The sequence below is a fragment of the Nocardia sp. No.11 genome, assembly GCF_038752175.1.
Lineage (GTDB): Bacteria > Actinomycetota > Actinomycetes > Mycobacteriales > Mycobacteriaceae > Nocardia > Nocardia canadensis.
In genome coordinates this window covers 76,741-99,482 of sequence record NZ_JBCGFB010000004.1, presented here as the reverse complement: position 1 = coordinate 99,482, position 22,742 = coordinate 76,741, and the positions used below count along the sequence as shown (strand labels likewise).

At 66.6% G+C, this 22,742-nt stretch carries 24 protein-coding genes and 1 pseudogene; 10 read left to right on the top strand and 15 right to left on the bottom strand.

The features are described from left to right. Both V8688_RS02775 and V8688_RS02770 read right to left on the bottom strand, forming a co-directional pair. Positions 1-561, bottom strand: a pseudogene (locus V8688_RS02775) (hypothetical protein); the annotation flags it as partial. Next, positions 558-1,541, bottom strand: a complete 984-nt coding sequence (locus V8688_RS02770) for a Ppx/GppA phosphatase family protein (RefSeq protein ID WP_218721983.1) — start codon at positions 1,539-1,541, stop codon at positions 558-560. The pseudogene V8688_RS02775 and the gene V8688_RS02770, both read right to left, overlap by 4 nt. Before the next feature lie 65 nt (positions 1,542-1,606). Here V8688_RS02770 and V8688_RS02765 point away from each other — a divergent pair, with 65 nt between their 5' ends. Together V8688_RS02765 and V8688_RS02760 are read left to right on the top strand one after the other, a co-directional pair. Then, complete coding sequence (locus tag V8688_RS02765; protein WP_308248698.1) at positions 1,607-2,485, top strand: hypothetical protein; 879 nt, start codon at positions 1,607-1,609, stop codon at positions 2,483-2,485. A 70-nt stretch (positions 2,486-2,555) separates the two neighbouring features. Beyond that, positions 2,556-2,885, top strand: a complete 330-nt coding sequence (locus V8688_RS02760) for a hypothetical protein (protein ID WP_218721984.1) — start codon at positions 2,556-2,558, stop codon at positions 2,883-2,885. Positions 2,886-2,945: 60 nt separating this feature from the next. On the opposite strand, the gene V8688_RS02755 is transcribed toward V8688_RS02760, so the two are convergent. The 3 genes from V8688_RS02755 to V8688_RS02745 all read right to left on the bottom strand — a co-directional run bounded on the left by V8688_RS02755 (position 2,946) and on the right by V8688_RS02745 (position 5,386). Beyond that, on the bottom strand, positions 2,946-3,635 hold the full coding sequence (locus V8688_RS02755; RefSeq protein WP_019049472.1) for a response regulator transcription factor: 690 nt from the start codon (positions 3,633-3,635) through the stop codon (positions 2,946-2,948). Next, positions 3,632-4,870: an ATP-binding protein gene (locus tag V8688_RS02750; RefSeq protein ID WP_218721985.1), complete on the bottom strand. Its 1,239-nt coding sequence runs from the start codon at positions 4,868-4,870 to the stop codon at positions 3,632-3,634. The genes V8688_RS02755 and V8688_RS02750 overlap by 4 nt, the downstream gene beginning before the upstream one ends. Positions 4,871-4,999: 129 nt before the next feature. Next, complete coding sequence (locus V8688_RS02745) at positions 5,000-5,386, bottom strand: helix-turn-helix domain-containing protein (RefSeq protein ID WP_218721986.1); 387 nt, start codon at positions 5,384-5,386, stop codon at positions 5,000-5,002. Between the two features lie 110 nt (positions 5,387-5,496). Between V8688_RS02745 and V8688_RS02740 the strand changes: the two genes are divergently transcribed. Next, entirely contained in the window at positions 5,497-6,237 is a 741-nt protein-coding gene (locus V8688_RS02740) for an NAD(P)-binding domain-containing protein (protein WP_342800084.1), read from the top strand. 59 nt (positions 6,238-6,296) lie between these two features. Here V8688_RS02740 and V8688_RS02735 read toward each other — a convergent pair whose 3' ends face one another. From V8688_RS02735 to V8688_RS02720, 4 genes are read right to left on the bottom strand one after another with little or no spacing between them, the layout of a single operon-like run. Next, a complete protein-coding gene (locus V8688_RS02735) occupies positions 6,297-7,001 on the bottom strand; it encodes a hypothetical protein (RefSeq protein ID WP_342800083.1) in 705 nt (234 codons plus the stop codon). Beyond that, positions 6,998-8,350, bottom strand: coding sequence for a hypothetical protein (locus tag V8688_RS02730; protein WP_218721989.1), 1,353 nt, complete (start codon positions 8,348-8,350; stop codon positions 6,998-7,000). The genes V8688_RS02735 and V8688_RS02730 overlap by 4 nt, the downstream gene beginning before the upstream one ends. A gap of 2 nt (positions 8,351-8,352) precedes the next feature. Beyond that, positions 8,353-8,979: a DUF3558 domain-containing protein gene (locus V8688_RS02725; RefSeq protein ID WP_218721990.1), complete on the bottom strand. Its 627-nt coding sequence runs from the start codon at positions 8,977-8,979 to the stop codon at positions 8,353-8,355. A gap of 3 nt (positions 8,980-8,982) precedes the next feature. After that, complete coding sequence (locus V8688_RS02720; RefSeq protein ID WP_218721991.1) at positions 8,983-9,345, bottom strand: hypothetical protein; 363 nt, start codon at positions 9,343-9,345, stop codon at positions 8,983-8,985. Positions 9,346-9,854: 509 nt separating this feature from the next. Between V8688_RS02720 and V8688_RS02715 the strand changes: the two genes are divergently transcribed. The 3 genes from V8688_RS02715 (at position 9,855) to V8688_RS02705 (ending at position 11,564) form a co-directional block, all read left to right on the top strand. Further along, a complete protein-coding gene (locus V8688_RS02715; protein ID WP_218721992.1) occupies positions 9,855-10,391 on the top strand; it encodes a hypothetical protein in 537 nt (178 codons plus the stop codon). A gap of 4 nt (positions 10,392-10,395) precedes the next feature. Further along, positions 10,396-11,076, top strand: coding sequence for a hypothetical protein (locus V8688_RS02710; protein ID WP_342800082.1), 681 nt, complete (start codon positions 10,396-10,398; stop codon positions 11,074-11,076). Between the two features lie 152 nt (positions 11,077-11,228). Continuing rightward, on the top strand, positions 11,229-11,564 hold the full coding sequence (locus V8688_RS02705; RefSeq protein WP_218721994.1) for a hypothetical protein: 336 nt from the start codon (positions 11,229-11,231) through the stop codon (positions 11,562-11,564). Between the two features lie 148 nt (positions 11,565-11,712). Here V8688_RS02705 and V8688_RS02700 read toward each other — a convergent pair whose 3' ends face one another. Further along, complete coding sequence (locus tag V8688_RS02700; RefSeq protein ID WP_218721995.1) at positions 11,713-12,060, bottom strand: DoxX family protein; 348 nt, start codon at positions 12,058-12,060, stop codon at positions 11,713-11,715. Positions 12,061-12,264: 204 nt separating this feature from the next. On the opposite strand from V8688_RS02700, the gene V8688_RS02695 reads away from it, so the two are divergent. The 3 genes from V8688_RS02695 to V8688_RS02685 all read left to right on the top strand — a co-directional run bounded on the left by V8688_RS02695 (position 12,265) and on the right by V8688_RS02685 (position 15,511). Next, entirely contained in the window at positions 12,265-13,386 is a 1,122-nt protein-coding gene (locus V8688_RS02695) for a serine hydrolase domain-containing protein (protein ID WP_218721996.1), read from the top strand. Between the two features lie 341 nt (positions 13,387-13,727). Further along, on the top strand, positions 13,728-14,138 hold the full coding sequence (locus tag V8688_RS02690) for an SAV_915 family protein (protein ID WP_308248699.1): 411 nt from the start codon (positions 13,728-13,730) through the stop codon (positions 14,136-14,138). 413 nt (positions 14,139-14,551) lie between these two features. Beyond that, positions 14,552-15,511: a hypothetical protein gene (locus V8688_RS02685; RefSeq protein WP_218721998.1), complete on the top strand. Its 960-nt coding sequence runs from the start codon at positions 14,552-14,554 to the stop codon at positions 15,509-15,511. 933 nt (positions 15,512-16,444) lie between these two features. Here the strand turns inward: V8688_RS02685 and V8688_RS02680 are convergent. Beyond that, positions 16,445-17,182 (bottom strand): phosphoglyceromutase, encoded by a 738-nt coding sequence (locus tag V8688_RS02680; RefSeq protein WP_019049486.1) that lies wholly within the window; start codon positions 17,180-17,182, stop codon positions 16,445-16,447. 98 nt (positions 17,183-17,280) lie between these two features. After that, entirely contained in the window at positions 17,281-18,174 is an 894-nt protein-coding gene (locus tag V8688_RS02675; RefSeq protein WP_342800081.1) for an ROK family protein, read from the bottom strand. Positions 18,175-18,375: 201 nt separating this feature from the next. Here V8688_RS02675 and V8688_RS02670 point away from each other — a divergent pair, with 201 nt between their 5' ends. Continuing rightward, entirely contained in the window at positions 18,376-19,551 is a 1,176-nt protein-coding gene (locus V8688_RS02670) for a lipase family protein (RefSeq protein WP_308248700.1), read from the top strand. A gap of 68 nt (positions 19,552-19,619) precedes the next feature. On the opposite strand, the gene V8688_RS02665 is transcribed toward V8688_RS02670, so the two are convergent. The 3 genes from V8688_RS02665 to V8688_RS02655 form a co-directional block, all read right to left on the bottom strand. Next, positions 19,620-20,114, bottom strand: a complete 495-nt coding sequence (locus tag V8688_RS02665; RefSeq protein ID WP_218722000.1) for a YbjN domain-containing protein — start codon at positions 20,112-20,114, stop codon at positions 19,620-19,622. Continuing rightward, positions 20,111-21,469, bottom strand: a complete 1,359-nt coding sequence (gene mshA / locus V8688_RS02660; protein WP_218722198.1) for a D-inositol-3-phosphate glycosyltransferase — start codon at positions 21,467-21,469, stop codon at positions 20,111-20,113. The genes V8688_RS02665 and mshA overlap by 4 nt, the downstream gene beginning before the upstream one ends. Positions 21,470-21,624: 155 nt before the next feature. Beyond that, positions 21,625-22,569: an alpha/beta hydrolase family protein gene (locus tag V8688_RS02655; RefSeq protein ID WP_342800088.1), complete on the bottom strand. Its 945-nt coding sequence runs from the start codon at positions 22,567-22,569 to the stop codon at positions 21,625-21,627. Between the last annotated feature and the right edge of the window lie 173 nt (positions 22,570-22,742).

Below are 22,742 nucleotides of genomic sequence, written 5' to 3'. Positions count from 1 at the left end.
GACCGCGGGCAGGGCGCCGGAGCCGAACAGCTCGGCTATACCGGGATCGACCGGCTGGGCCGAGTTCGGCGCGCCCAGCCGGCCAGGACCGCGTCCGGCACCGCGCGACCCGCTCTCACGCGCCTCGGCGCGGAACGGGCCGAAGGGGTCGGCCGCCGGGCGCGGACCGGCCACGCCGAGCGGATCGTTCGGATCGGGAGCGGAGAACCCCGAGTGGGGATCGAAGCGGGTGATCGGCCCCGACATCGGCGAGAACGCCGGCTCGGCCGGGCCCGGCGGCGGATACGGCGCGGGCTGATAACTCGCGGGAGGTTCGTAGACGGGAGCAGGGGCGGGCTCGGGCTGATAGACCGGGGCGGGCGGCTCGGGGTCCGGAGCGGGCGCGGCGTGCGAGGTCGGCCGGACGGCCGCGTTCTCCCCGGTCAGATCATTGACCGAGAGTCCGCGACCACTACGCCGTCGCCTGCCACCGCCACCGCCGGCCGGCGGCGAGGCGCCCTGCGCGGCATTGCGCGCGAGTAGTTCGGCGACCGATAGCTGTTTCGAATCGTCACCGCTCATGCCGACTCCGCTCTCGCCACGGGGGCGACCGGCGGGGCGACGGCCGGACCCCCGTTCGGCTCGGTATCCAGCTTGCGCAGGATCAGGCCTTCACGCAGCGCCCATGGGCAGATCTCGATGCTGTCGAGCGACAACGCCCGCATACTCGCCTCCGCGACCAGTGCGCCGGCCACCAACTGCTGGGACCGGTCCGAACTCACGCCTTCCAGCTCCGCGCGGTCGGCCGCGGTCATCCGGGAGATGAACGCGATCAGCTGGCGCAAACCGGAGCTGGTCAGTGTACGGCGCACCCGCGGACCGGCGGCCGAGGGTGCCGCTCCGGTCAGCCTGGCCAGCGAGCGGAACGTCTTCGAGGTGCCGACGGCCAGGTCGGGCTTGCCCGCCTCGATGATGGTCTTGGTGGGGACGACGAGTTCGGCGTCGAGCCAATCGCGCAGGACCGCGATCTTGCGCTTGCCCGGCGGATCGTCGCGCAACCACTCCCTGGTCAGCCTGCCCGCGCCGAGCTGCAGCGACAGCGCGACATCGGGCTCCTCGTCGCCGCCGTTGGACATCTCCAGCGAGCCGCCGCCGATATCGAGGTTGATGATGCGGCCCGCGCTCCAGCCGAACCAGCGGCGCACCGCGAGGAAGGTCAGCCTGGCTTCGTCGTCGCCGGAGAGCACCTGCAGGTCGACCCCGGTCATGGCGCGCACCCGGGCCAGCACCTCGTCGGAGTTGGTGGCCTCACGCAGGGCCGACGTGGCGAACGGCATCAGCTCGACGCACTTGGAATTGCGCGCCAGATCGGCGAACTCGTCGATGGTCGCGATCAGCCGCGCCTCGCCCGCCTCGGTGATGCGCCCGTCGCCGTCCATGTTCTCCGAGAGCCGTAACGCCGACTTCGACGAGCTCATCGGCATCGGGTGACCACCACGATGCGCGTCCACCACGAGCAGGTGAACGGTATTGCTTCCGACATCGAGAACACCAAGCCGCACAGGAATACGGTACTTGGTGATCCGGTACTACAGGTCAGGCGACTGAACTGTTAGCGTCACAAGTTGTGACCGAAGGCGCATCTGGCACCGCGGAGACCCGGCTCCGACCTGGGCGAAAGATCGACCCGAGCCCCGAGGTCGAGCTCGACTTCCCCCGTGAGTGGATCGAGTTCACCGACCCAGCAAACGACGAGCACCAGATCGTCGCCGACCTGACCTGGTTGCTGTCGCGCTGGTCGTGCGTGTTCGGCACCCCCGCCTGTCAGGGCATCATCGCCGACCGCCCCGACGACGGGTGCTGCTCGCACGGCGCTTTCCTCGCCGACAAGGACGACCGCAAGCGCCTGGCCGGTGCTGTGAAGATGCTCACACCCGAGGACTGGCAGCTGATGGGCGAGGCCACCGAGAACGGCAAGGTGGTCAAGAAGGGTTACCTCGAACTCGACGAGCTCGAGGACGAACCCGCCCTGCGGACCCGCCGCTTCGACGGCGCCTGCATCTTCCTCAACCGGCCCGGTTTCGCCGCGGGTCCCGGCTGCGCGCTGCACATCATGGCCGTGCGCAAGGGCATCGAACCGCTCGAGGTGAAGCCCGACGTCTGCTGGCAGCTGCCGATCCGCCGCACCCAGGATTGGGTGGAACGCCCTGACGGAGAACAGATCCTGCGCACGGTGGTCACCGAGTACGACCGCCGCGGCTGGGGTCCCGGCGGGCTCGACCTGGATTGGTACTGCACCGGCTCACCCGACGCGCACGTCGGCGCCAAGCCGGTCTGGCAGTCCTACGGTCCCGAACTGCGGGAACTGCTCGGCGCTCCCGCGTACGAGGAATTGGCGAAACTGTGCCGCCGTCGCGAGGGCCTCGGCCTGATCGCGGTGCATCCGGCGACGGTGGAGGCGGAGCGGATCCACCCCGAGGCTCACATTTCGAATCAGTCCGCGTGAAAACCTCGTAACCTGCTGGTTCACCCCGTGGTCATGCGCAAGTCACTCCGGTCGGGTTGGATCGTTATCCATGTCGAAGAAAGCGCTCTCCCTGGCGACCCTCGTGATCGGCGCCACCCTCTCCATGACCGGCCTGGCCAACGCCGAACCGAACGGTGACCCGGCCAAGTACGCGGACTTCACCTCGAGCTTCGTGAACTACAACTCCCCCGAGGCGCTGACCGCGGCGCAGGACGGCAAGTACATCATCGTCAGCCCGCAGGGCACCTCGACCACGATCGCCTGCCGTGGCACCGGCACCGACGTGGCGATCTACGACTGCATGCAGGAAGACCCGTGGGGCTGGGTCCCGCTGCGCAAGATCGACACCCCGCTCGGCGCCGCCTGGAGCACGATCTAATTCCCTCCGAACACGAGAGCCCCGTCGGTCCGACCGACGGGGCTCTGTTCGTTCGCGGGATCAGGCTTCGAGCTTGTACCCCAGGCCACGCACGGTGACCAGGTGCTCGGGCTTGGCCGGATCGGCCTCGATCTTCGAGCGCAGGCGCTTGACGTGCACATCCAGGGTCTTGGTGTCACCGACGTAGTCGGCGCCCCAGACGCGGTCGATGAGCTGCCCACGGGTGAGCACGCGGCCGGAGTTGCGCAGCAGGTATTCGAGCAGGTCGAACTCCTTGAGCGGCAGGGTGACCTGCCCGCCGTTGACGTGGACCGTGTGCCGGTCCACGTCCATCCGCACCGGACCGGCCTCGAGCACGCCGTTCTCGCTGCCGGAGTCCAGCTCGTCGCCCGCGCCGCGGCGCAGCACGGCGCGGATGCGGGCGATCAGCTCGCGCGCCGAGTACGGCTTGGTGACGTAGTCGTCGGCGCCCAGTTCCAGGCCCACGACCTTGTCGATCTCGCTGTCGCGGGCGGTCACCATGATCACCGGCACGCCGCTGCGGGTGCGCAGCTGCTTGCAGACGTCGGTGCCGCTCATGCCGGGCAGCATCAGGTCCAGCAGCACGATGTCGGCGCCGGAGCGGTCGAACTCGGCCAGCGCGGACGGACCGTCGCCGACGACGGTGACGTCGAAGCCCTCCTTGCGCAGCAGGAACGCCAGCGGATCGGCCAGCGACTCCTCGTCCTCGACGATCAACACACTCGTCATCTGCGTGCCTCCACACCGTTCGTTCGTCCAGCGGGGGTGCGCTGGATGATGGGTTCTCTCGTGGCGAGCTCCGGCGTCTGCTCCGCGTCCTCGTCCCCATCGGTTTCCAGATGGGCGGGGATGCGCAGCGTGAACGTCGAGCCGGTGCCCAGTTTGCTCCACAGGGTGATCTCACCGTTGTGGTTGGCCGCCACGTGTTTGACGATGGCCAGGCCGAGCCCGGTGCCGCCGGTGGACCGCGAGCGCGCCTTGTCCGAGCGGAAGAACCGCTCGAACACCCGCTCCTGGTCTTCCTTGGCGATACCGATGCCACGGTCGGTGACGGCCATCGCGACGTGATCGCCGCGCAGCGACCGGCTCACCGACACGTGCGAACCCTGCGGCGAGTACGCGATGGCGTTCTCCACCAGGTTCGACAGCGCGGTGACCAGCAGCGTCTCGTCGCCGAGCACTTCCAGCCCGCTGGGCCGGTCGGTGCTGACGGTGATGCCGGCGGCCTCGGCGGCGGTGCGCGACCGGTCCACGGCCTGCTGCACCACGGTGTCGACGTCGACGACGGCCAGATCGGGCAGCTTCTCGGCGCCCTGCAGCCGCGAGAGCGCGATCAGCTCGGTCACCATCTTGCCCAGGCGCCGCGATTCGGCCAGCACGCGCGAGCCGAAGTGGCGCACCGCGTCGGGATCGTCGGCGGATTCCAGCATGGCCTCAGCGAGCAGGCTCATCGCGCCGACGGGGGTCTTGAGCTCGTGGCTGACGTTGGCGACGAAATCGCGCCTGGTCGCCTCCATGCGCGCCTGCTCGGAGTCGTCGTCGGCGAAGAGCACGACGAAGCTGGTCTCCTCGCGCGAGAGCTTGCGGGCGATGCCGCGCACGGCGATCCGGCCACGGCCGGGCAGCGGGTTCTTGGCGGTGAGGTCGTATTCGGCGGACTCGCCGGTGGCCAGCACCTTCTCCACCGCGGCCCACGCGCGTTCGTCGAGCAACCGGTTGCGGACCAGGCCGAGTTCCTCCGCGCGCGGGTTCACCAGCACCACGTCGCGGTACTCGTCGACGACGGCGATGCCGCTCTCGGACGCCAGCACGATCAGGTCGAGCACCTGCGACATGGTCAGCCCGGTGTCTTCCTGGGTGCGGGCGGCCTGTCTGGCGTTGACGTACGGGATCAGCAGGCCTCCGACTGCCAGTCCGACGACAGCCGCGAGGACTGCCAACAGCACGGCCTGCGGAACACTCACACTTTGATCGTACGAGTGCCGACCGACGTATCGGTGGCGGGTCGTCGAAGTTTCGCGCAGGTCACAGGCCCTTGGCGTGGCGTTCTCGTGCCGTTCACCCGGCAGGCACCTGGAGTGTCGGCGGGCGTGTCAGTCCGCCGGTTCGCCGTACATCGCGAGGGTCACCGCGGCCCCGTGCCGGTCGACCCATGCGCCGAGCGCATAAATCGGCTGGAGCAGATCGCGGCCGGCTTCGGTGAGTTCGTACTCCACCCGCGGCGGCGCTTCGGCGTAGCGCTGCCTGCGTACGAGCGTCATCTGTTCCATCCGCCGCAACGTCTGGGTGAGCATCTTCTGGCTGATCCCACCGACGGCGGTACGGAGGTCACTGTGACGAAGCGGACCATCCCGCAGCATGTACACGATCACGGGTAGCCAGGAATTCCCGAACAGATCCACGCCCATCCTGGCGGGGCAGTCGGACTCGTAGTCGCCATACGGCGCGTACTGCGCCGGTTCGGCCGGTACCGCGGTCATGCGAGTCAGCCTGCCACCGCCGAAAGGCACCCGGGAGTGCCCATCGGAATTCCTACCGTCGGTGCTGTCGATGCCACCGGGCTCGGCAACCACGGATCTCGGGAGTTCTCATGCGAATCGGAATCATCGGCGCGGGTGCGATGGCGGCCGCGCTCGGCGGCGGCTGGGCGGCGGCGGGTCACGAGGTGTGGATCGGCGCGCGGTCGGCCGACGCCGGACGCGAGCCGGCCGCCCGGATCAGCTCGACTCCGCGCGATCCGCGCCCGTCGGCGACCGGATCCACCGAGGCAGCTGTCATCGCTTCGGCGGCCGAGCCCGCAGTACACGCCGGGGACATCGGCTCGGCGATCGCGGCCGCCGACGTCGTGCTGCTGGCGGTACCGGTGGACGCCCTGACCCTCTTGCTCGGCGAACACCGCGACGCCTTGGCGGGAAAGGTCCTCATCGACTGCACCAACGCCTTCCTGCCCGACGCGGCCGCACCCGAGGGCGTGACCGCGTTCGTACTGAGCGAGGACGCGGTGGCCGAACGCATCGCGGCGAGCGTTCCGAAAGCCCACGTGGTCAAGGCCTTCAACCTGCTCGCCGCCGAGGTCTGGGCCGGCGCGGATCGCGTCTTCGACGGCGAGCGGCTGGCTGTCCCGCTCTGCGGTGACAACGCCGAGGCCGTACGCGCCGTAGCGTCTCTCGCCGAAGACCTTGCCCTGCAACCGTTCCCCGCGGGCGGACTGCATCGCGCGAAATACCTGGAAGCCACCTCGGTCTTCACCGTCGGCTTGTGGTTCGCCGGTGCGAACGCACGGGCCATGCTGCCCCCGCTGTCGGCGGCGTTCGCGGTGGCCGACTCCTAAGTGGTCTTCCTCCGCCACCTGCCGCGGGCCCGGCGGTCCCCGGTGCACGGTCGCCGGTCTCAGTCACCTCGCGCGGGAGCGGTCGCGATGGCCTCGATCGCGTCGATCAGGCGTTGCTTGCCCGCGGGTTCGATGTGCAGATCCTGGTAGCGCCGGTAGCTGAGGTAGCGGCCGTCGTCGGCGACGTCGAGCCAGGTCAGGTAGCGGGCCGGGATCGCGCGCGCGGCGTGCAACCCCACCCTGGCCTCGATGTGGCCGGACGCGGCGCGTTCGGCAGCCGTGAGCCGGTGCATCCGCTCGGCGACGGAATCCGGTGCGCGCTGCCAGGATTCGAAGTGCGCGGCCAGCCGGTCGACGTCCTCGACGAGATGCCCGGCCTGCCCGGCGGGCAGTTCGCCGAGGAAGGAGGCGAACGCGCGCGACACCATCCCGGCACTGCCGGAGAACACCTCGACACTGTTGTCGTGGTACTGCCGGATCACGACCCCGCGCTCCCCCGACCGCGCGCCATAGGCACGCAACCGGGGCCCGGCCTGGTCGAAGGCCGCCATCGCGGTGTCCGGCCGCGCCGCGTGCCGCAGCACCGCGGTCAGGTCGGGATCGGCGCCGGTGGGCCAGCGCTGCGCGGCGGCCCGGGCGAGCTCCTTGTATTCGCTCTGGGTCAGGGCGTCCGAATACACGGTCAGCGGGAAGGGGTACCGGTCGTCGCCGGTCTCCCCTTGCCAGACCACGGCGAATTCGTCGGCGGTGAAGGTCCAGCTCACGATGCCCCCGCGCCGCCCTGATCCTGGTCAGCGACCCGGGTCGCCGGCGCGTCCGAGCCGATGGCTTCCGGCACCGCGGGAATGTCGTCCCCGAACAGCTCCGGCTGCACCCGGCGCAGGTAGTCGGGCGCGCTGTGTTCCTGCTCGTCGTCCTTGCCGCCGCCCCGCGCACCCGGCGCGCCCATCATGCCCGGACTCATCCCGCGCCCAGCCGAAGCCGCACCCGCCGCACCGGAAATACCGGCGGCAGCGAGGTTTTGGCCGACACCCGCCGGCGCCCTACCGGCCACGGACCCACCCGGCGTCAACGCAGCGCCACCCGGGCTCGAACCACCCGGCGACCCGGACCCCGGCGAACCACCACCGCCCGGGCTGGTCCCCGGCGTCGTTCCCGGGGTGGTCGACGCCGGTGTCGTCGAGGCGGGCGTGGTGCTAGCCGGATCGGTGGTGCTGTCGTCGCCCTGCGAGTCGTCGGAGCCGCCGCTGTCCTCGGTATCCGTGCCCGCCGTGGTCGTCTCGTCGTCGGTCGTCCCGGGTTGCGTGGTTTCCTCGGTGGTGCCGGGGTCCTCGCCGGTCGTCGTCCCGTCGTCAGTGGTGGTCCCGCTCCCGCCAGTGGTGGCGCCACCGTTGTTCGAGCCGCCACCACCGCTGCCCGGATCAAGGGGGTTTCCGGTGCCCGGCTGGGTGGGCGCGACGAAGGTCGGCACGTTCTCCCCGGCAGGGCCGTAGGTCGGCATGTAGGTCGTCTTCATTGCCGCGATCGCCTGGAGGCGCCGGTCTTCCTTTTCCCTCTCGGTAGTCGCCGCCGACCCGGGAACCGCGAGTTCCGCCAGAGTCGCGGGAACCGACGTCCCCGGGTCGGTCACCACCGTCGCGTTGATCGGCGCCGGCACAGCCACTTTCACCGCTTCGGCACCGTAGGCCGCGGCCTTCACCCGATGACCTACCGCCGACAACACCGTGTACACATCCGTCGCCTCGGTGACGAACTTCCGCCCAGCCGCCTCACCGGCGGAGGCGAACTCGCCGTGCAGGCTCGACGACGCCCGCGCGGTCTGGATCATCAGCCCGGTCACCGCACCGGAGATCTCGGTGAACATCGCGACCCACTGATCACCGAACTGCTGCATCACGCCGGGCTGCATCTGCTGCACGGCGTTGTAGATGTCCTCGTGTGAAAACCCGTCGAACGGCTCGAATTCAGAGATGTACTTCGGATCGACGCCGCCATGACTGAGCGATTCCTGCTGCTTCTCGGCACCGGACTGCTGCTGCCGCCCGCTGACCTGCTGATCCAGCCCCGGCAGAATCACGCTCAGCGGATTCTGCGACCCTCCCCCGTCAGCCATGGTCAGTTCTCCTTACCGATGGATTTCTCTACGACCGAGGCGATTTCCATGATGTTGGCGCAGGGGTCGAGGTTCTGGCGTTGGCCGAGGCTGAGGACAAGGGTCCTGACGAAAACGACACCGGCCTCGGTTCGAAGGTGCACCTTGCAGGCGTTCTCACTGCCCGGGTCGCCGCGTACCAGTCCGGCCTGGCGTCCGTTGACAGTTGTTTCCTGCAACCAGGCGCCGTTCTTCTGAAGGTTCTCGTCCCACGTGATGTTGCCGGAGTCCAGCCCGAGAGAGACGGTATTACCCGAGTCACGGAAATCGCAGGTCAAAAAGGTGTACTCGGCAACCAGGTCCGACCCCCGCTTCCGCGACGTCGGCTGGAATCCGACGGCCGTGATGTCAGCGTCGCTGATCCAAGTGCACGGGTCGAAGACCACCTTCGAGCGTCCGGTCGACTGCGTGTACTTGTTGTCCTGGGATGGCGGCTGAAGCTTGGGGTCGGTCAGCGTCGAACGCGCCGCCTGGGTCGTGGACGACCCGCCCTGAGCCGAGGGTTCGGGGCCGGCGGTGCCGGTCGACGAGCTACACGCCGAGGCCGCCAGAGCAACGAGGACGCCGCCCGCGATCACTCTCGTTTTCATGTGTTATGCCTGCCTAGCTATCTCGCTCAACGCATCCGCGTTGAGCTGGTCCGCCTCGCTCAGAATTCCCGCAGCCTGCAGATATCCATCTGCCATGCCCCTCGCTGCCGTCGCCAGCTGCTGCAACACCTGCTTCGCAGCGATCGCCTTGTTCGAGAACCCCTGCTGCAACGACAGGGCAGAGTTCAGTGACCCGAAACCACTGACATTCACCATCCGCTCAGCGTCTACGACCCACTCATCGCACATGGCCGCGAACCGCAGATACGCCTGCGCCACTTCCCGAGCCGCATCCGGCTCCATCGTCAACTGCCCCGACGACGCCGCATTCCACAGCTGCGCGGCAGCATCCCCACCGATAGCCACAGGATCCCCTCCCAACGGTGCTCTCCCCGGCATCCTAGCGCCCGATCCTCCGCACTCGACATGACGCTGTGATCAACACCTGGCCTGAGACGCCGCACCCGTCTCATCGGGCCGAGGCTCACCGGACAGCGCCCAGCTGTCGGCGTCCGTTCCCGGCAAGGTCGGTGCGCCGGCTGACTGGTAGCCTCACGCCGGACATGGAACGGGGGAGAAATGTCGCGACCAGCCACCTACGTAGAGACGACCTGCCGTCGAGTGCGCCACCCGACTTGCAGCCGCCTCGGCGCGATAGATCCGATCTCCCGAATCCGGCACGGCGGATCAGCTGAATGCGTCACTACCGCCGCGCGCCGAACTCACTTCCGCCGGAGTGCGGTCAACCCATGGAGAACAATACTCAAGGCCGACATCGACCAGATTCACGCTCTCTCGGTGAAACTCACCACTGGCAGGAAAAGTAGTTGTTCCGGCAAAGCCTGAAAAATAGGCGCGGCCGCATCCTGACTTTCATGGCATTCGCATCAGTGAGCGGGGTGATCGCGTGTGGCGCGCCTGAGCCCTCGTCGCCGAGAGATGAGATCGGGTTTCCGACCACGTTCAACCCGTGCACCGACGTTTCGGCTGCACTGCGCGGTCGGCACCATCTCGATGATCCCGAGCTCGCCAGCCTGTCACAGAACGGGAGAATGGCACCCGCGAGCGAGGCCTCCGCCAGCTGCACCTACGCCAGCAGCGGCGCTATCGGCCAGGACTACACATTGCAGGTCGCCGCGAGTAGCGACTGGATCCCTGGGTTACCAAAGATCGGAACTCGGGAGTTTCGCGCAATTCAGGTTTCCGGCCGAGCTGGCGAAATCGGGTGTGTCACGGAGGCGGTTTACGACAAGCCGTACTGCGACCTTGTAGTCCCGCAGAGCAAGGGAAAGATTTGGTTCAGCCTCCGATTCGATCTGCCTCAGGGCGACATCGAAACTTCTCGATCCGCAACCGAGGGGAAGCTCATCGAACTGGCCTCGGAAATCGCCACCGAGTTTCCTCCGGATTGATCAGGTGAGTCGACAATTAATGCGCCAGTTGTCAAACCTACCCAACAACATCCAATCCGCCATCAGTGACGCGGCCGAAACCATGATCGTCAGATATGCACTGTGCAATGGCGACGAAATTATCAGGCTAGGCAATCTGTTCGCGGATAGCGTCAAGAAGCTTTGGGAATCATTCGTCGAGCAACTGAAGGGGATTGCAGCGCCCGGCTTCTTCATAAGCACGTCGTTCGACTGGACCGACTTCACCAAGGAAGCCAACACCATGGCGTCAGACCTCGAATCCACCGCCGTAAAAGTTGACAGCTACTGGCAGGGTACAGCGGCGACCGCGTATGGAGCGGTGATCACACCTCAGCGGACAGCCACTGCTCGCGTAGGCACAATCGCCAACGCGGCCCGGTCAGCGATGATTACGGTCGGAACGGCTGGCGTCGCGTTTTACGCCTCCCTGCTGGGCGTCTGCATTTCTGTCATCGTCGAAGCGATGATGGAGGTCGGTGCCGCTGGAACTGGAGTCGGCGCTATTCCGGCAGCCATCGCCGGGCTCGTTACGGCTGCAAAATTCGCTGCAATGGTAACAGCAATAATCACAGGAATGGTGGCAATCATCAACTCCGCAGTAACCCAGGCGCAGGCCCTTCAGGTTGAACTTGACAATCCCCAAGGATTTCCAGACGGGCATTAGCCGGTCTCCGACTCCGGGAAGTATAATGACGCTACGGTCAAGGACGGCGATGCCGACTGGTCGGTGAAAGCCACATGATGAGTAGGCCCACTGAATCCAACGACATAAGTCATCGAAATCGAGACGGCACGCTAGTCCGCGCAATAACCGCTGTGAGCATTGCCGTACTGATGCTAGCCACGTCCGCCACTCTAGCGGTCCTGTCCCATCTCTCCGATCCATTTGCGACGGAGATATCGAATTCCAACAAAATCATCATTGCATTGTCGGCAATATCGGCGCTGGTTTTTTCCGCTACGGGAGTCACCGTCTGCCGACAGGGCGCGAGCGCCAATTCTATACGCATTGCGAAGTCTATGCTGTGGATCAACATAATCACGCTCGCAGCTACGGAAATCGCGTTGCTGGCAACTGGATCGATGGCAGTACTCGTCTGGATGGTCGTGATCGGAGTGGGGTTCGATCTCTCGAGGATTGGGCGTCGATGACAGGGTTTACGACAATGGTAATGCCCACGCATGTTCGTGCAGAGTTCCGGCGGGTTCGGGCGTTCTCGATTGACCAGCGCCGGTCTATCCCGATAGAACGAGGCCGATCGCGATGAAAGCGCTCGGCCTCGTCGGTTTGGCGGCGGGATCAGCCGGCGACGCCGAGGCCCAGGGCTACCGCGACCGGGAGAAGGTACAGGACTGGGAAAGCGACAGTCTTGTACGAGCGGGCGCGTAGGACCGTGATGACCGCGCCGAGGAAGTAGAGGATGAGGGCGATGGCGGCGGTGATGCCGAGGGCGGGGACCCAGAGGCCGAGGAGCAGGCCGAGGGCGCCTGCGGCTTTGGCGAGGCCGAGGGGGGTCCACCAGGTTGGGGGGACGCCGTAGTCGATCAGGGGGTCGACTACGAAGGGGGCTCGGCGGAGCAGCGAGAAGGCCGAGAAGCCGATCCAGAGGGCGGCGATGACGGTGACGATGATGTACGCGGTGTGCATGGGGAGCCTCCTTCGACAGCCGCGTTTTCGCGGCGTCTACCGAGGTGACGACGTAGCCGAGGTGGGTGTGACATCGCGGGGCTGATCGCTGAATCCTGGGGTGTCATCTGGTGATTCGTCGGTCGGGCCCCGTACTCCGGTCCGAGGCGGTGGCAGTACCGAAGACCGATGCGCGTGGCGGTCGGGGATTTCTACCGTCGGATCATGCGTACCCGAGTTCTTGCTCTCGCGATCTGCACAACCGCCGTGCTGCTGTCGTCCTGCACGACCGGTGCGGCGGAGCCGCTGTCCGTGCCCTCGGGTGCCGCTGTCCGTGCGGACACCGTTCAGGCGGATCTCGACGAGCTGATCAGCTCCGGCGCTGTCGGCGCGCTCGCGACGCTCACCGACAACGGCACCATCGTCCTGGCCGCGGGCACGACCGACCTCACGACGCCGATGCCCACCGATCCGCCGCAGCATGTCCGGGTCGGCAGTATCACCAAGACCTTCACCGCCGCGGTCGTGCTGCAACTGGTGACCGAGGGCGAGGTCGAGCTCGATCGGCCGGTCGATATGTACCTACCCGGGCTGCTCACCGGGGACGGCATCGACGGTCGCGTCATCACGGTTCGGCAGATCCTGGGTCATCGCAGCGGGCTGCCCGAGCCGATCGATGCCCTGGGCGTGAACGAGCACACGGCGGCACAGCTCGGACGCACCTTCACCCCCGCGCAGGAGATCGCCCTCGCGCTGCGGTACCCGGCGCGGTTCAGCCCGGGTGCGCGGTTCGAGTACACGAATACCAACTACATCGTCGCGGGGATGCTGATCGAGGCGGTGACCGGACGCGCCTACGGTGACGAGCTGCGTGAACGGATCCTCACGCCGCTGGGGCTGTCGGGCACGTACCTTCCGGCCACCGGCGAGACCGGTCTGCGCGATCCGCATCCGACCGGCTACACCACCGTCGACGGCACCGTCACCGACGAAACGCTGATGGAGCCGTCGGTTCCGTGGGCGTCCGGCGCGCTGGTCAGCACCGGGGCCGACCTCAATCGCTTCTACACCGCGCTGCTGGCCGGTCGGGTGGTGTCGCTGACACAACTGCTGCCCATGCTCGACGGGGTCGATATGGGCGGCGACGACGGCATGTCCTACGGCCTCGGCGTCGGCTACACCCGGCTACCGTGCGGCGCCCGTTTCGTCGGCCACATCGGCGGTGTGCGGGGCTTCACCGCCGTCTCCGGCGCCACCGAAGGCGGACGAGCGGTCACCTTCTCCTTCACCGGCATGCCCACCGCCACGGAGATCGGCACGCTGCTCACCCACGCGCTGTGCGACTGACCGGCAACGGATCGGCCCCGCACCGTGCGAACGATGCGGGGCCGTTCGGCATATCGACTACCTGCGGCCCTGGTGGCGGCGGCGCAACTGTGCCACCACCGAAACCGCTCTCCTCTCACTCGATGCGCCCGGTGATCCACCGAAGTCAACATTCAAACCAACAAGCGAACGACTTCATGCCCCAGTGACGCTTCTTGACACGCTCCACAGTGACCGTCAGAGTGTAGGCGGCAGTCGCGGTCCGTGTCGACGCGCAGAATATGGTGGGGGGATATGTTTGCTTAACTCGAATTATGCACATATGACGGCTCGTGTACAAATACGTTCAATCCAGGAGTGCTGTGCCTGAAAATAGCTACTACAATCGATACGAAGATTTCAATAGGCCATGGGATGGCCAGTCGGTCACAGATCGACGTAAAATTGACGCCAACCAGGGAACGACACCTGACATCAGGCTTCGCCAGAACGCAAAGTTGCCAAAAAGGTTCCCACCTGTCGTATATCTGCCAATCCTTTCGGAAGTCGACAAGGTCGAGCAAGCACAAATCATGTTACGACAGACACGGGATGGCCGCATAGCCTGCCTGGCTTACTCGGCGCTCGACCGACTCCTTGAATGCTGTGGAGAAGATCAGCCATGGATGTGGACACCGGTCGTCGCCCTGGATGCGCTTCAAGGCGAGCAGCCGTTCGACTTACTTCTCCTCGACCTGGACATACCCACAGAACACAGATGGGGAAGTGTTTGAATGGCTGAGCTATACATCGATTTCAACGCCCTTGAAACAATTTCCAGAACCTTGACGACATCCAGCACCGAACTCGATGGAACCAGCGAAAAGACGCCCGCTTCATTTGATGCAGGTTCGGTAAACCCATCGGCTCTGGCCATACTGTCCGTACTCCTGGAGAGCGCAGGCAACCTCGTACTCGGAATGGGAGCTAGCGCTAGTGCGGTAACCGATGCTGCAACGAAATACAAGGAGCAGGATGACACTACTGCAGACGAACTCCTCCGAGAGAATTGGAAGGCCTTGTAGAAGTGGCCCTGAATACAAAGATAGACGGAGATGCAGCTAGTACCCGCGCTGTCGCAAGTTGGCTACGCGATTCCTTGGCTCACCAACTGGATGAATCTGCAACCGACCTGAATGGCGTCAGAATGCTTGCCGAGGCCGGCTGGGATGGCGAATCCGGTGAGGTATTCGCCACGAAGGTCCGCGGCGCCTTCAACAAGACAGATACATTCGCCAATGATGTGCGAACCTACGCGACACATTTCGACACCCTTGCTGGCGATATTCAATTGGCCCAGACCGACATGGAGACCATTCGAACAAAAGCCACCGAGGCCGGGTTGTCTGTACGGGATGATCAGGTAATCGAAGAACCCAACGGCGATGATCCCGATAAGATGGCCGCATATAATACGGCAGTCCAAGCGGCGGGCCTGGTCAGACAGCGAGAGACATTCTGGGGTAACACCTGGACCAACATGCAGAACGACATCAAAGACAAGTGGTTTCTCGTCGTGGGAGATCTGGTCGGCGGTGGTGCCGCTGCCCGCGCAGTACTCAACTCGTCGATGTTGCGTTCCACTGCCGCCCAAGCATCCAGCGACGCGCTGAAGGCGCTCATCGAGGCGAAGAATGCGCCCGCTGGAACGCCACGCGAAACGATCTATCGTGACATGGATTGGTCACGTGAGCAGATGCAGAACGCCGGAAAGGCCCTGGACGACGCGGATAAGGCAAAGGCCAGAGGTAAGACGATTGGACTGAAAGTCGGCGGCGCGCTCGCCGTCGCAGGAATCGGCTACGACATCTACAACGGCAAACCGGTCGAACAGGCAGTTGTATCCGGTGCAGCCGGTTTCGCGGCGTCCGTCGCGGTCGGCGCGGCTGTCGGGTCGATTATTCCGGGCCCAGGGACTGCAGTCGGCGCCCTCGCAGGCGCCGTCGTGGGTGCCAGCGCTGGCATTTTCACTTCGGGGGCAGTCGATTCGCTCTACACAGATGGCCTCAGCGTAGGTGGTGCCGTCAACGGCGGATTGGATGCGCTGGAGGCCACCGGAGATGCAATCGGCGGCGGCGTTTCGAAGGCGTGGAATGCGATCTTCTGATAGGCGCAAGAATAATACTCCGTGGATATTACCGCCGGGACAGACACGTCGGCAGATCGTTTCGATAGTCGGTCTTTCCGCGCTCGTCGCACTCCTCGCGGCCATCAGCGCAGCGATGTGGCGAAGTGGTGACAACACGGCCGTTGCCGCCGCGAAGTACATCGCAATTTTCGCAGCTGGAATGGCATGCCTGCTTGTCGTTGCACTAACCCAGTACACCCAGATATTTCACCGTGGCGACCTCCGACCGGGAGCCGTGGCTGGAAATACTGCCACTATCGCCCCCGGCTCGAAGATATATTTCTGGGCCCAGCAAACGACGTGGCTTTGCTTCGCAGCTACTTTTCTACCAGCAGCGTATGAGACTGCAACGACCGCATGGAGAGCGTACTGGCACTTCGTTCTGATCCTCGCTTCAATCGGCACGATTGCGACAATCCCACTTGCGGCAGCATTGATCGGGCGAATTCGACCGGGAAAGCTTCTACTCACGTCCAGCGAGATCATTCATGAAGGCTGGAGTTCGCGGACCCGCTTACTTTGGGACGATGTCAACAGAGTTCGGACATCATTCGACCAGGTACCAATTATCGACATTGTGGGCCTGAGTGGTGCACGGTGGAGCTCCACATATTACTTACCGCACTCTTATATCGCGGGTAGACCGAATCCGTTCTGGAACCTCGATCGCCCGCCACACACCGGGTGGATTGTACTCGAATGCCCCAGGTTCTCTGTCGACCGAACCGTGCTGGTTAGATTTCTCAATTTCTATGCGGAGAACCCCAGACTTCGCACTGAGCTGGGGACGGACTCGGCGTTGGAGCGCTGGCGACTGCTGGCGAGCGAGCGATCTTGACCCACTGCGGCAATTGCGAAATCGGGACCGGCCCCGCACCGTGCGAACGATGCGGGGCCGATCCGGGGGAACGACTACTTGCCGCCCTGGTTGGCGACGGCGGCGGCGCCTGCGGCGGCGGCCTCCGGGTCCAGGTACTCGGCCGGCTTGACCGGGCGCAGGTTCTCGTCGAGCTCGTAGCGCAGCGGGATGCCGGTGGGGATGTTCAGGCTGGAGATGTCCTCGTCGGAGATGTTGTCGAGGTGCTTGACCAGCGCGCGCAGGGAGTTGCCGTGGGCGGCGACCAGGACGGTCTTGCCGGTGAGCAGCTCGGGGGCGATGGTGGTCTCCCAGTACGGGATCATCCGGGCGACGACGTCCTTCAGGCACTCGGTCTTGGGGACCTCGATGCCCGCGTAGCGCGGGTCGCCTTCCTGGCTGTACTCGTTGTCGTCGGCGATCGGCGGCGGCGGGGTGTCGTAGCTGCGCCGCCACAGCATGAACTGGTCCTGGCCGTACTGCTCGCGGACCTGCTCCTTGTTCTTGCCCTGCAGGTCACCGTAGTGACGCTCGTTGAGCCGCCAGTCGCGGATGACCGGGATCCAGTGCCGGTCGGCGGCGTCGAGCGCGTTGTTGGCGGTGCTGATCGCGCGGCGCAGCAGCGAGGTGTAGACGATGTCGGGCAGAACGTCGTGCTCGGCGAGCAGTTCGCCGGCCCGCTTGCCCTCGGCGATGCCCTTGTCGGTCAGGTGGACATCCACCCAGCCGGTGAACAAGTTGAGGGCATTCCATTCGCTCTCGCCGTGGCGCAGCAGCACGAGGGTGTAGGTCATGGGGTCATTCTGGCATTTCGCCGATACTTCGGGCCCACCCACCTGCTACGCGGGCGGGATGACGGCCACCGGGATGCCGCGGGGATGCCCCGCGAGGTTCACGCCGCCGCGGCTTCCGCCGCCAACACCCCCGCGCCGACGAGCGTCGCGCCGTCGGCCAGGGTCGACAACTCCACCGTGAGCCCGCGCACGAACTCCAGGCGCGCGTGCCGGGCGACCGCCGCGCGCAACGGCCCCCACAGCGGCTCGCCCGCGTGCGCGAAGCCGCCGCCGATCACTACCCGGTCCACATCGAGCAGCGCGGCCGCGCTGGACACCGCCTGTCCCAGTGCGGTTCCCGCCCGCGCCAGCGCGGCGGTGGCCACGCCGTCGCCCCGCTGCGCGGCCTCGGCGAGCTCGATTCCGGTCGTGCCGGTCCAGCCGTGCTCGCGCGCCCAGCGCACCGACGACAGGCCGCTCGCCACCGCCTCGACGCAACCGAACCCACCGCAGCCGCAGGGGGTGTCGTCCCCCCGGACCACGATGTGCCCGACATGGCCGCCGTTTCCGGTGCGCCCGACCAGGACTCGCCCGTCGGCGATGATCCCGCCGCCGACCCCGGACGACACCGTCAGCGCCAGCCCGTTGTCCACTCCGCGCAGCCCACCGACCCGGTGTTCGGCCAGCACCAGGCACGCGCCGTCGATAGCCAGCCGGACCGCTGCGGCCGGGAACAGCGCCCGCACGTGCTCGACGATCGCGAACCCGGCGCGCCACGGCGCCAGGTTCAGCGGACGGACGACCCCGGCGGGCACGTCGACCGGTCCGGCCGAACCGATCCCGACCGCCGTGACGACGGTGTCGCCCGCCACAACGCGCAGGAGCTCCCGACACACCGCCCACGGATCGTCGGCGGCGGTGGCGGCGCGGCGCACTCCGCGCAGCGTGAAATCCGGATCTACCAGTCCCGCAGCGAATTTCGTCGCCCCGATATCGAGCGCGAGTGCCGTCATCACCCCTCCTGTCCGCGCGGCGCCCGGCACCTCGTCGCCGCAGTACAACAGGGCCGCGCGGCCTATCCGATGTGAGAGATCACAGCGTGTGGCGCGCGACACTTTGACTACTGGTTGGTACGCACGGCCCATTTTCGTTAGATACTTCGACGCGGGTCGGGTCTTGTCAGCTGGGCAGCACAACTCTGATGAAGGATAGCTGTGTCGAAATTCGTTGTACTGGTGTTGAGCCTGCTGTCGGTGGGGTTCCTCGCCGCACCGGCGGGCGCGAACCCGTTGTATCCGACCCCCGATCCGGATCCGTTCTTCACGGCGCCGAGTGACATCGCGGCGCTGGCGCCCGGTGACGTCGTGCGCAAGCGTCGTATCGACACCCTGCTCTACCCCGGAACCGAGGGCTGGCAGATCGCGTTCCGCTCCACCAACTCCGCGGGCAACGCGATCATGGGCGTCACCACCGTGCTGATGCCGATCGGCGTGAAGAATCCGCCGCTGGTGTCCTACCAGGCGCTGATCAACTCCATCGGCACGCGCTGCAACCCGTCGCAGTCGCTGTTCAACGGCGAGCTGCAGGACGCGCCCGGCGCGATGCTGCCGTTGCAGCGCGGCTGGGCCATCTCGGTCCCGGACTACCTCGGCCCGACCGTCGCCTACGGCGCGGCGAGGCTCAGCGGCATGGTCACCCTCGACAGCGTGCGGGCGGTGCAGCGGGTCGCCGAACTGGGCGTGGGCAACTCGCCGGTCGCGATCGCCGGGTACTCCGGCGGCGGCATGGCCACCGCCTGGGCGGGTGCGCTGCAGCCGACCTACGCGCCGGAGCTGAAGCTGTCCGCCGTGGTCGCCGGCGGCATCCCCGCCGACCTGGAGCTGATGGCCGACGCCCTCGGTTTCGCCCCGCACCCCGGCTTCGGCCTGGCCTTCGCCGCGGCGATGGGCATCGAGCGCGAGTACCCCGAGCAGGTGCCGGTCTCGGACCAGCTCAACGAGAACGGCCTGTGGTTCCGTGAGTTCACCAAGGACGCGTGCCGTCGATTCCTGCTGTTCCACGGCATCTTCCGCAATGCCGAGCAGATGGCGGCGTCCAAGGAACTGATGACCAGCCAGGTGGCGCGCGGCGTGCTGCGCGAGAACAGCCTGGTGCACTTCACCGGCGCGCCCACCGCGCCGACCTACATCTGGCAGGGCAAGTACGACACCCTGACCCCGTACGGTCCGGTCGCCGAGTCCGTCGCCCACTTCTGCGCCAAGGGTGCCCCGGTGCAGCTGACGACGATCGAGATCTCCGAGCACATGACCGCCGCCGCGGCCGGTTTCGTCGACGCCTGGAACTACGTCGAGTCCCGGTTCCGCAACGAGCCGGTGCCGTCGAACTGCTGAGCTGACAGTGTTGCCGAAGCCCCGCCGGTCGTGACCGGCGGGGCTTCGGTTCTGTCGAGGACCAGGCCTCAGACCTGGTCGGCCTCGTCGATCAGATGCTCGAAGGCGCGCAGGTTCTTCAGCGACTCACCGCGCGAGACACGCCACTTCCATTCCTTGCGGATGGATTCCGCGAAGCCGAGTTCGAGCAGGACGTTGAAGTCGGTGTCGACGGCCTCGAGGATCTGGCCGAAGATCCGATCGAGCTCGTCGGGGGTGACCGACTCGGTCGACATCCGGCCGACGAGATAGATGTCGCCGACATTGTCGAGGGTGTAGGCCACCCCGTAGAGGCGGCGGTTGCGGCGCAGCAGGTACTTGTAGACGCCCTCGAAGTTCTCGTCGGGCTTGCGGCAGACGAACGATTCGATGCGCACGCCGTGCTTGCCGACGGTCAGCATCACCGTGGTCTTGAGCTTGCGCTCGCCGGGCAACACGACGATGAAGGTGTCGTCGGAATGGCGGGTGTATTCGATCTCACGGTCGCGCAGCGTTTCGTCGATGACCTGCGATACGGCGCTCACCTGCGTACTCCCGTCCGGCGCCGCCACAGCGCCCGCGATCTGGCCTGGCTGGTCTCGCCCGCGTGCAGGGCGATCGGGCCGCGTTCGGCGCGGAACCCGGCCATCGCGGCAGCGTAGCTGTCGAGCAGTCCCTCGGCGGTGTGCGCCCAGGAGAACTCGCTGGCGTGCGCGACGGCGGTGGCGCTCATCCGCGTCAGGCGATCCGGGTCGTCGAGCAGGGCGGCCAGCGCGTCGGCCCAGTCCGGGGTGCGGTGGCCCGGCACCAGCAGACCGGATTCGCGGTGCCGCACCGCGGTGCCGAGACCGCCGACGTCGGCGGCGAGCACCGGGGTGCCACTGGCCTGCGCCTCGATGGCGACCAGACCGAAGGATTCGTTGTAACTGGGCACGGCGACGACATCGGCCGCGCGGTATACCCGCACCAGCCGGTCGGCGGGCTGCGGCGGCAGGAAGGTGACGTGCTCGGTGATCCCGAGATCGGCCGCCAGCTCGATCAGCGCGTCGGGGCGGGCCAGGCCGGAGCCGGACGGTCCGCCGACGATCAGCACCCGCAGCTTGCGGCGGGGATCGCGGCGCAGCAGCGCGGCCGCGGCGCGCACCAGCACGTCAGGCGCCTTGAGCGGCTGGATGCGGCCGACGAAGGCCACGACCTGCTCGTCGGCCCGCAGGCCCAGCTCGGCGCGGGCCGCGAGCTTGTCGCCGGGCCGGTAGCGGGTCAGGTCGGCGCCGGGTGGCACCACGTCGATGCGATCGGGCGAGGCGCCGTAGAGGTCGACGAGCTGGCGGGCCTCGTCACCGGTGTTGGCGACGAGCCGGTCGGCCTCGGCGATGACCTGCTTCTCCCCGATCACCCTGGTCTCGGGTTCGGGGGCGTCGCCCTCGGCGAGCGCGGCGTTCTTCACCGCGGCCAGCGTGTGCGCGGTGTGCACCAGCGGCACCCGCCAGCGGTCCCGCGCCAGCCAGCCGACCTGGCCGGAGAGCCAATAGTGGGAGTGCACGAGGTCGTAGTGGCCGGGCAGGTGGCGCGCCTCCTGGCGCAGCACCTCGGCGGTGAACGGGCACAGCTGGGTGGGCAGGTCGTTCTTGTCCAGCCCCTCGAACGGTCCGGCGACCACGTGGCGCACCAGCACACCGGGGCCCGCCTCGGCGACCGGCGGCAGATCCGACGAGGTCGCGCGCGTGAAGATCTCCACCTCGGTGCCGCGTTTGGCGAGCTCGAGCGCGGTTTGCAGCACGTAGACGTTCATGCCGCCCGCATCGCCGGTTCCGGGCTGCGCCAGCGGTGACGTATGCACCGAGAGCACCGCGATGCGGTGGGGCAAAAGTTCCGGACGACGCTGACTCACACACTCCAGTGTGCACGCCGCGACACCGCCGCCGACATCCCTACCGGGATCGGTGACGGTAGTCACAGCATATTCGTGAGTGAGTTCACCTGTGCTTCGACACGAGCCTGCCGGATACGCGGCCTGTGTGCCAGCGAATTTCGGACATGGCGTTCGCGGCGGGATCAGCGGTGCAGCGCCCTCTCGAACAGCGGCCAGGACTTGTGCAGATCCTGCTGCCAGTAGCCCCAGGAGTGGGTGCCGTTGGGTCGCAGATCGACGGTCGCGGGGATCCCGAGCGATTGCAGCCGGTCGCGCAGCTGCTGGGTGCAGGTGCCGGTGACCGCCTCCAGCGACGCGCCGAAGAGCAGTTCCATGGTCCGCTGCACCGGGTCGTCCCCGACGCCGATGGTGTCGAACGGTCCGGGAATCCCGTTGCCGGAGGACAGGTACACCTCGGTGCCGCGGAAGATCTCCGCGTGCAGGTAGGGATCGTTGGCCGTCCACGCCGGATCGGTCGGCGGCCCCCACATGTTGCGGACGTTGCCGAGCCTGCTGCCGACCACCGCGCTCACGATCGCCTGTCCCCGCAGGTCGCTGGTGCGCACACACCCGCTGTAGGACCCGATCGCCCTATACAGCCCCGGTTCGGCGAGCGCGAGCTGGAACACCGCGGTGCCCGCCATCGACAGTCCCGCAATGGCATTGGCGCCGGTGCCGCCGAACGCGGCGTCGATCACCGGCGGGAGCTCCTTGGTGAGGAAGGTGGTCCAGCGCTGCTTGCCGAGCACCGGATCGTCGGCGCGCCAGTCGGCGAAGTAACTGCCCGCCCCGCCGAACGGGATCACCACATTGACCTGTTTGTCCTTGAAGAATTCGACGACGTCGGTGCGATCGAGCCAGTTCCCGTCGCTGCCGCCGCCGACCCCGTTGAGCAGATACAGCGTCGGCGCAGGCGAATTCGGGTCGGCGGCCCGCAGCACGCGTGCCCGGGCGACGGTGTCCATCGCGGGCGAGTACACCCCGATGTCGATGGTGCGATCGGCCTCGATCCGCCGGTCCTCGATCCGTGCCACGGGCTCGGCCGCGGCTGGCACCGCGACCACCGACCCCGCGAGCACCGCCAGCATCACCCCGGCGATCCGAGTGCCCACTGCCCGACCGAACATCATCGAACTCCGCTCTCGACGCCGAACCCACTTCCTCTGCGATCAAACGGCATTCCCGAACGCTACACACGAATTCACCGGAACATTGTGACGATTACCAGAAGATTTATGGCGCGCCTGTGCGTTCGAACTCC

Coding starts and splice junctions, on each gene's coding strand:
- V8688_RS02745 (WP_218721986.1), bottom strand. CDS start 5,386: ATGACCGCGGTACCGGCCGAACCGGCGCAGTACGCGCCGTATGGCGAC.
- V8688_RS02760 (WP_218721984.1), top strand. CDS start 2,556: ATGTCGAAGAAAGCGCTCTCCCTGGCGACCCTCGTGATCGGCGCCACC.
- V8688_RS02715 (WP_218721992.1), top strand. CDS start 9,855: ATGGCATTCGCATCAGTGAGCGGGGTGATCGCGTGTGGCGCGCCTGAG.
- V8688_RS02680 (WP_019049486.1), bottom strand. CDS start 17,182: ATGACCTACACCCTCGTGCTGCTGCGCCACGGCGAGAGCGAATGGAAT.
- V8688_RS02700 (WP_218721995.1), bottom strand. CDS start 12,060: ATGCACACCGCGTACATCATCGTCACCGTCATCGCCGCCCTCTGGATC.
- V8688_RS02655 (WP_342800088.1), bottom strand. CDS start 22,569: ATGCTGGCGGTGCTCGCGGGGTCGGTGGTCGCGGTGCCAGCCGCGGCC.
- V8688_RS02740 (WP_342800084.1), top strand. CDS start 5,497: ATGCGAATCGGAATCATCGGCGCGGGTGCGATGGCGGCCGCGCTCGGC.
- V8688_RS02730 (WP_218721989.1), bottom strand. CDS start 8,350: ATGGCTGACGGGGGAGGGTCGCAGAATCCGCTGAGCGTGATTCTGCCG.
- V8688_RS02755 (WP_019049472.1), bottom strand. CDS start 3,635: ATGACGAGTGTGTTGATCGTCGAGGACGAGGAGTCGCTGGCCGATCCG.
- V8688_RS02675 (WP_342800081.1), bottom strand. CDS start 18,174: ATGACGGCACTCGCGCTCGATATCGGGGCGACGAAATTCGCTGCGGGA.
- V8688_RS02725 (WP_218721990.1), bottom strand. CDS start 8,979: ATGAAAACGAGAGTGATCGCGGGCGGCGTCCTCGTTGCTCTGGCGGCC.
- V8688_RS02685 (WP_218721998.1), top strand. CDS start 14,552: ATGCTTGCCGAGGCCGGCTGGGATGGCGAATCCGGTGAGGTATTCGCC.
- V8688_RS02695 (WP_218721996.1), top strand. CDS start 12,265: ATGCGTACCCGAGTTCTTGCTCTCGCGATCTGCACAACCGCCGTGCTG.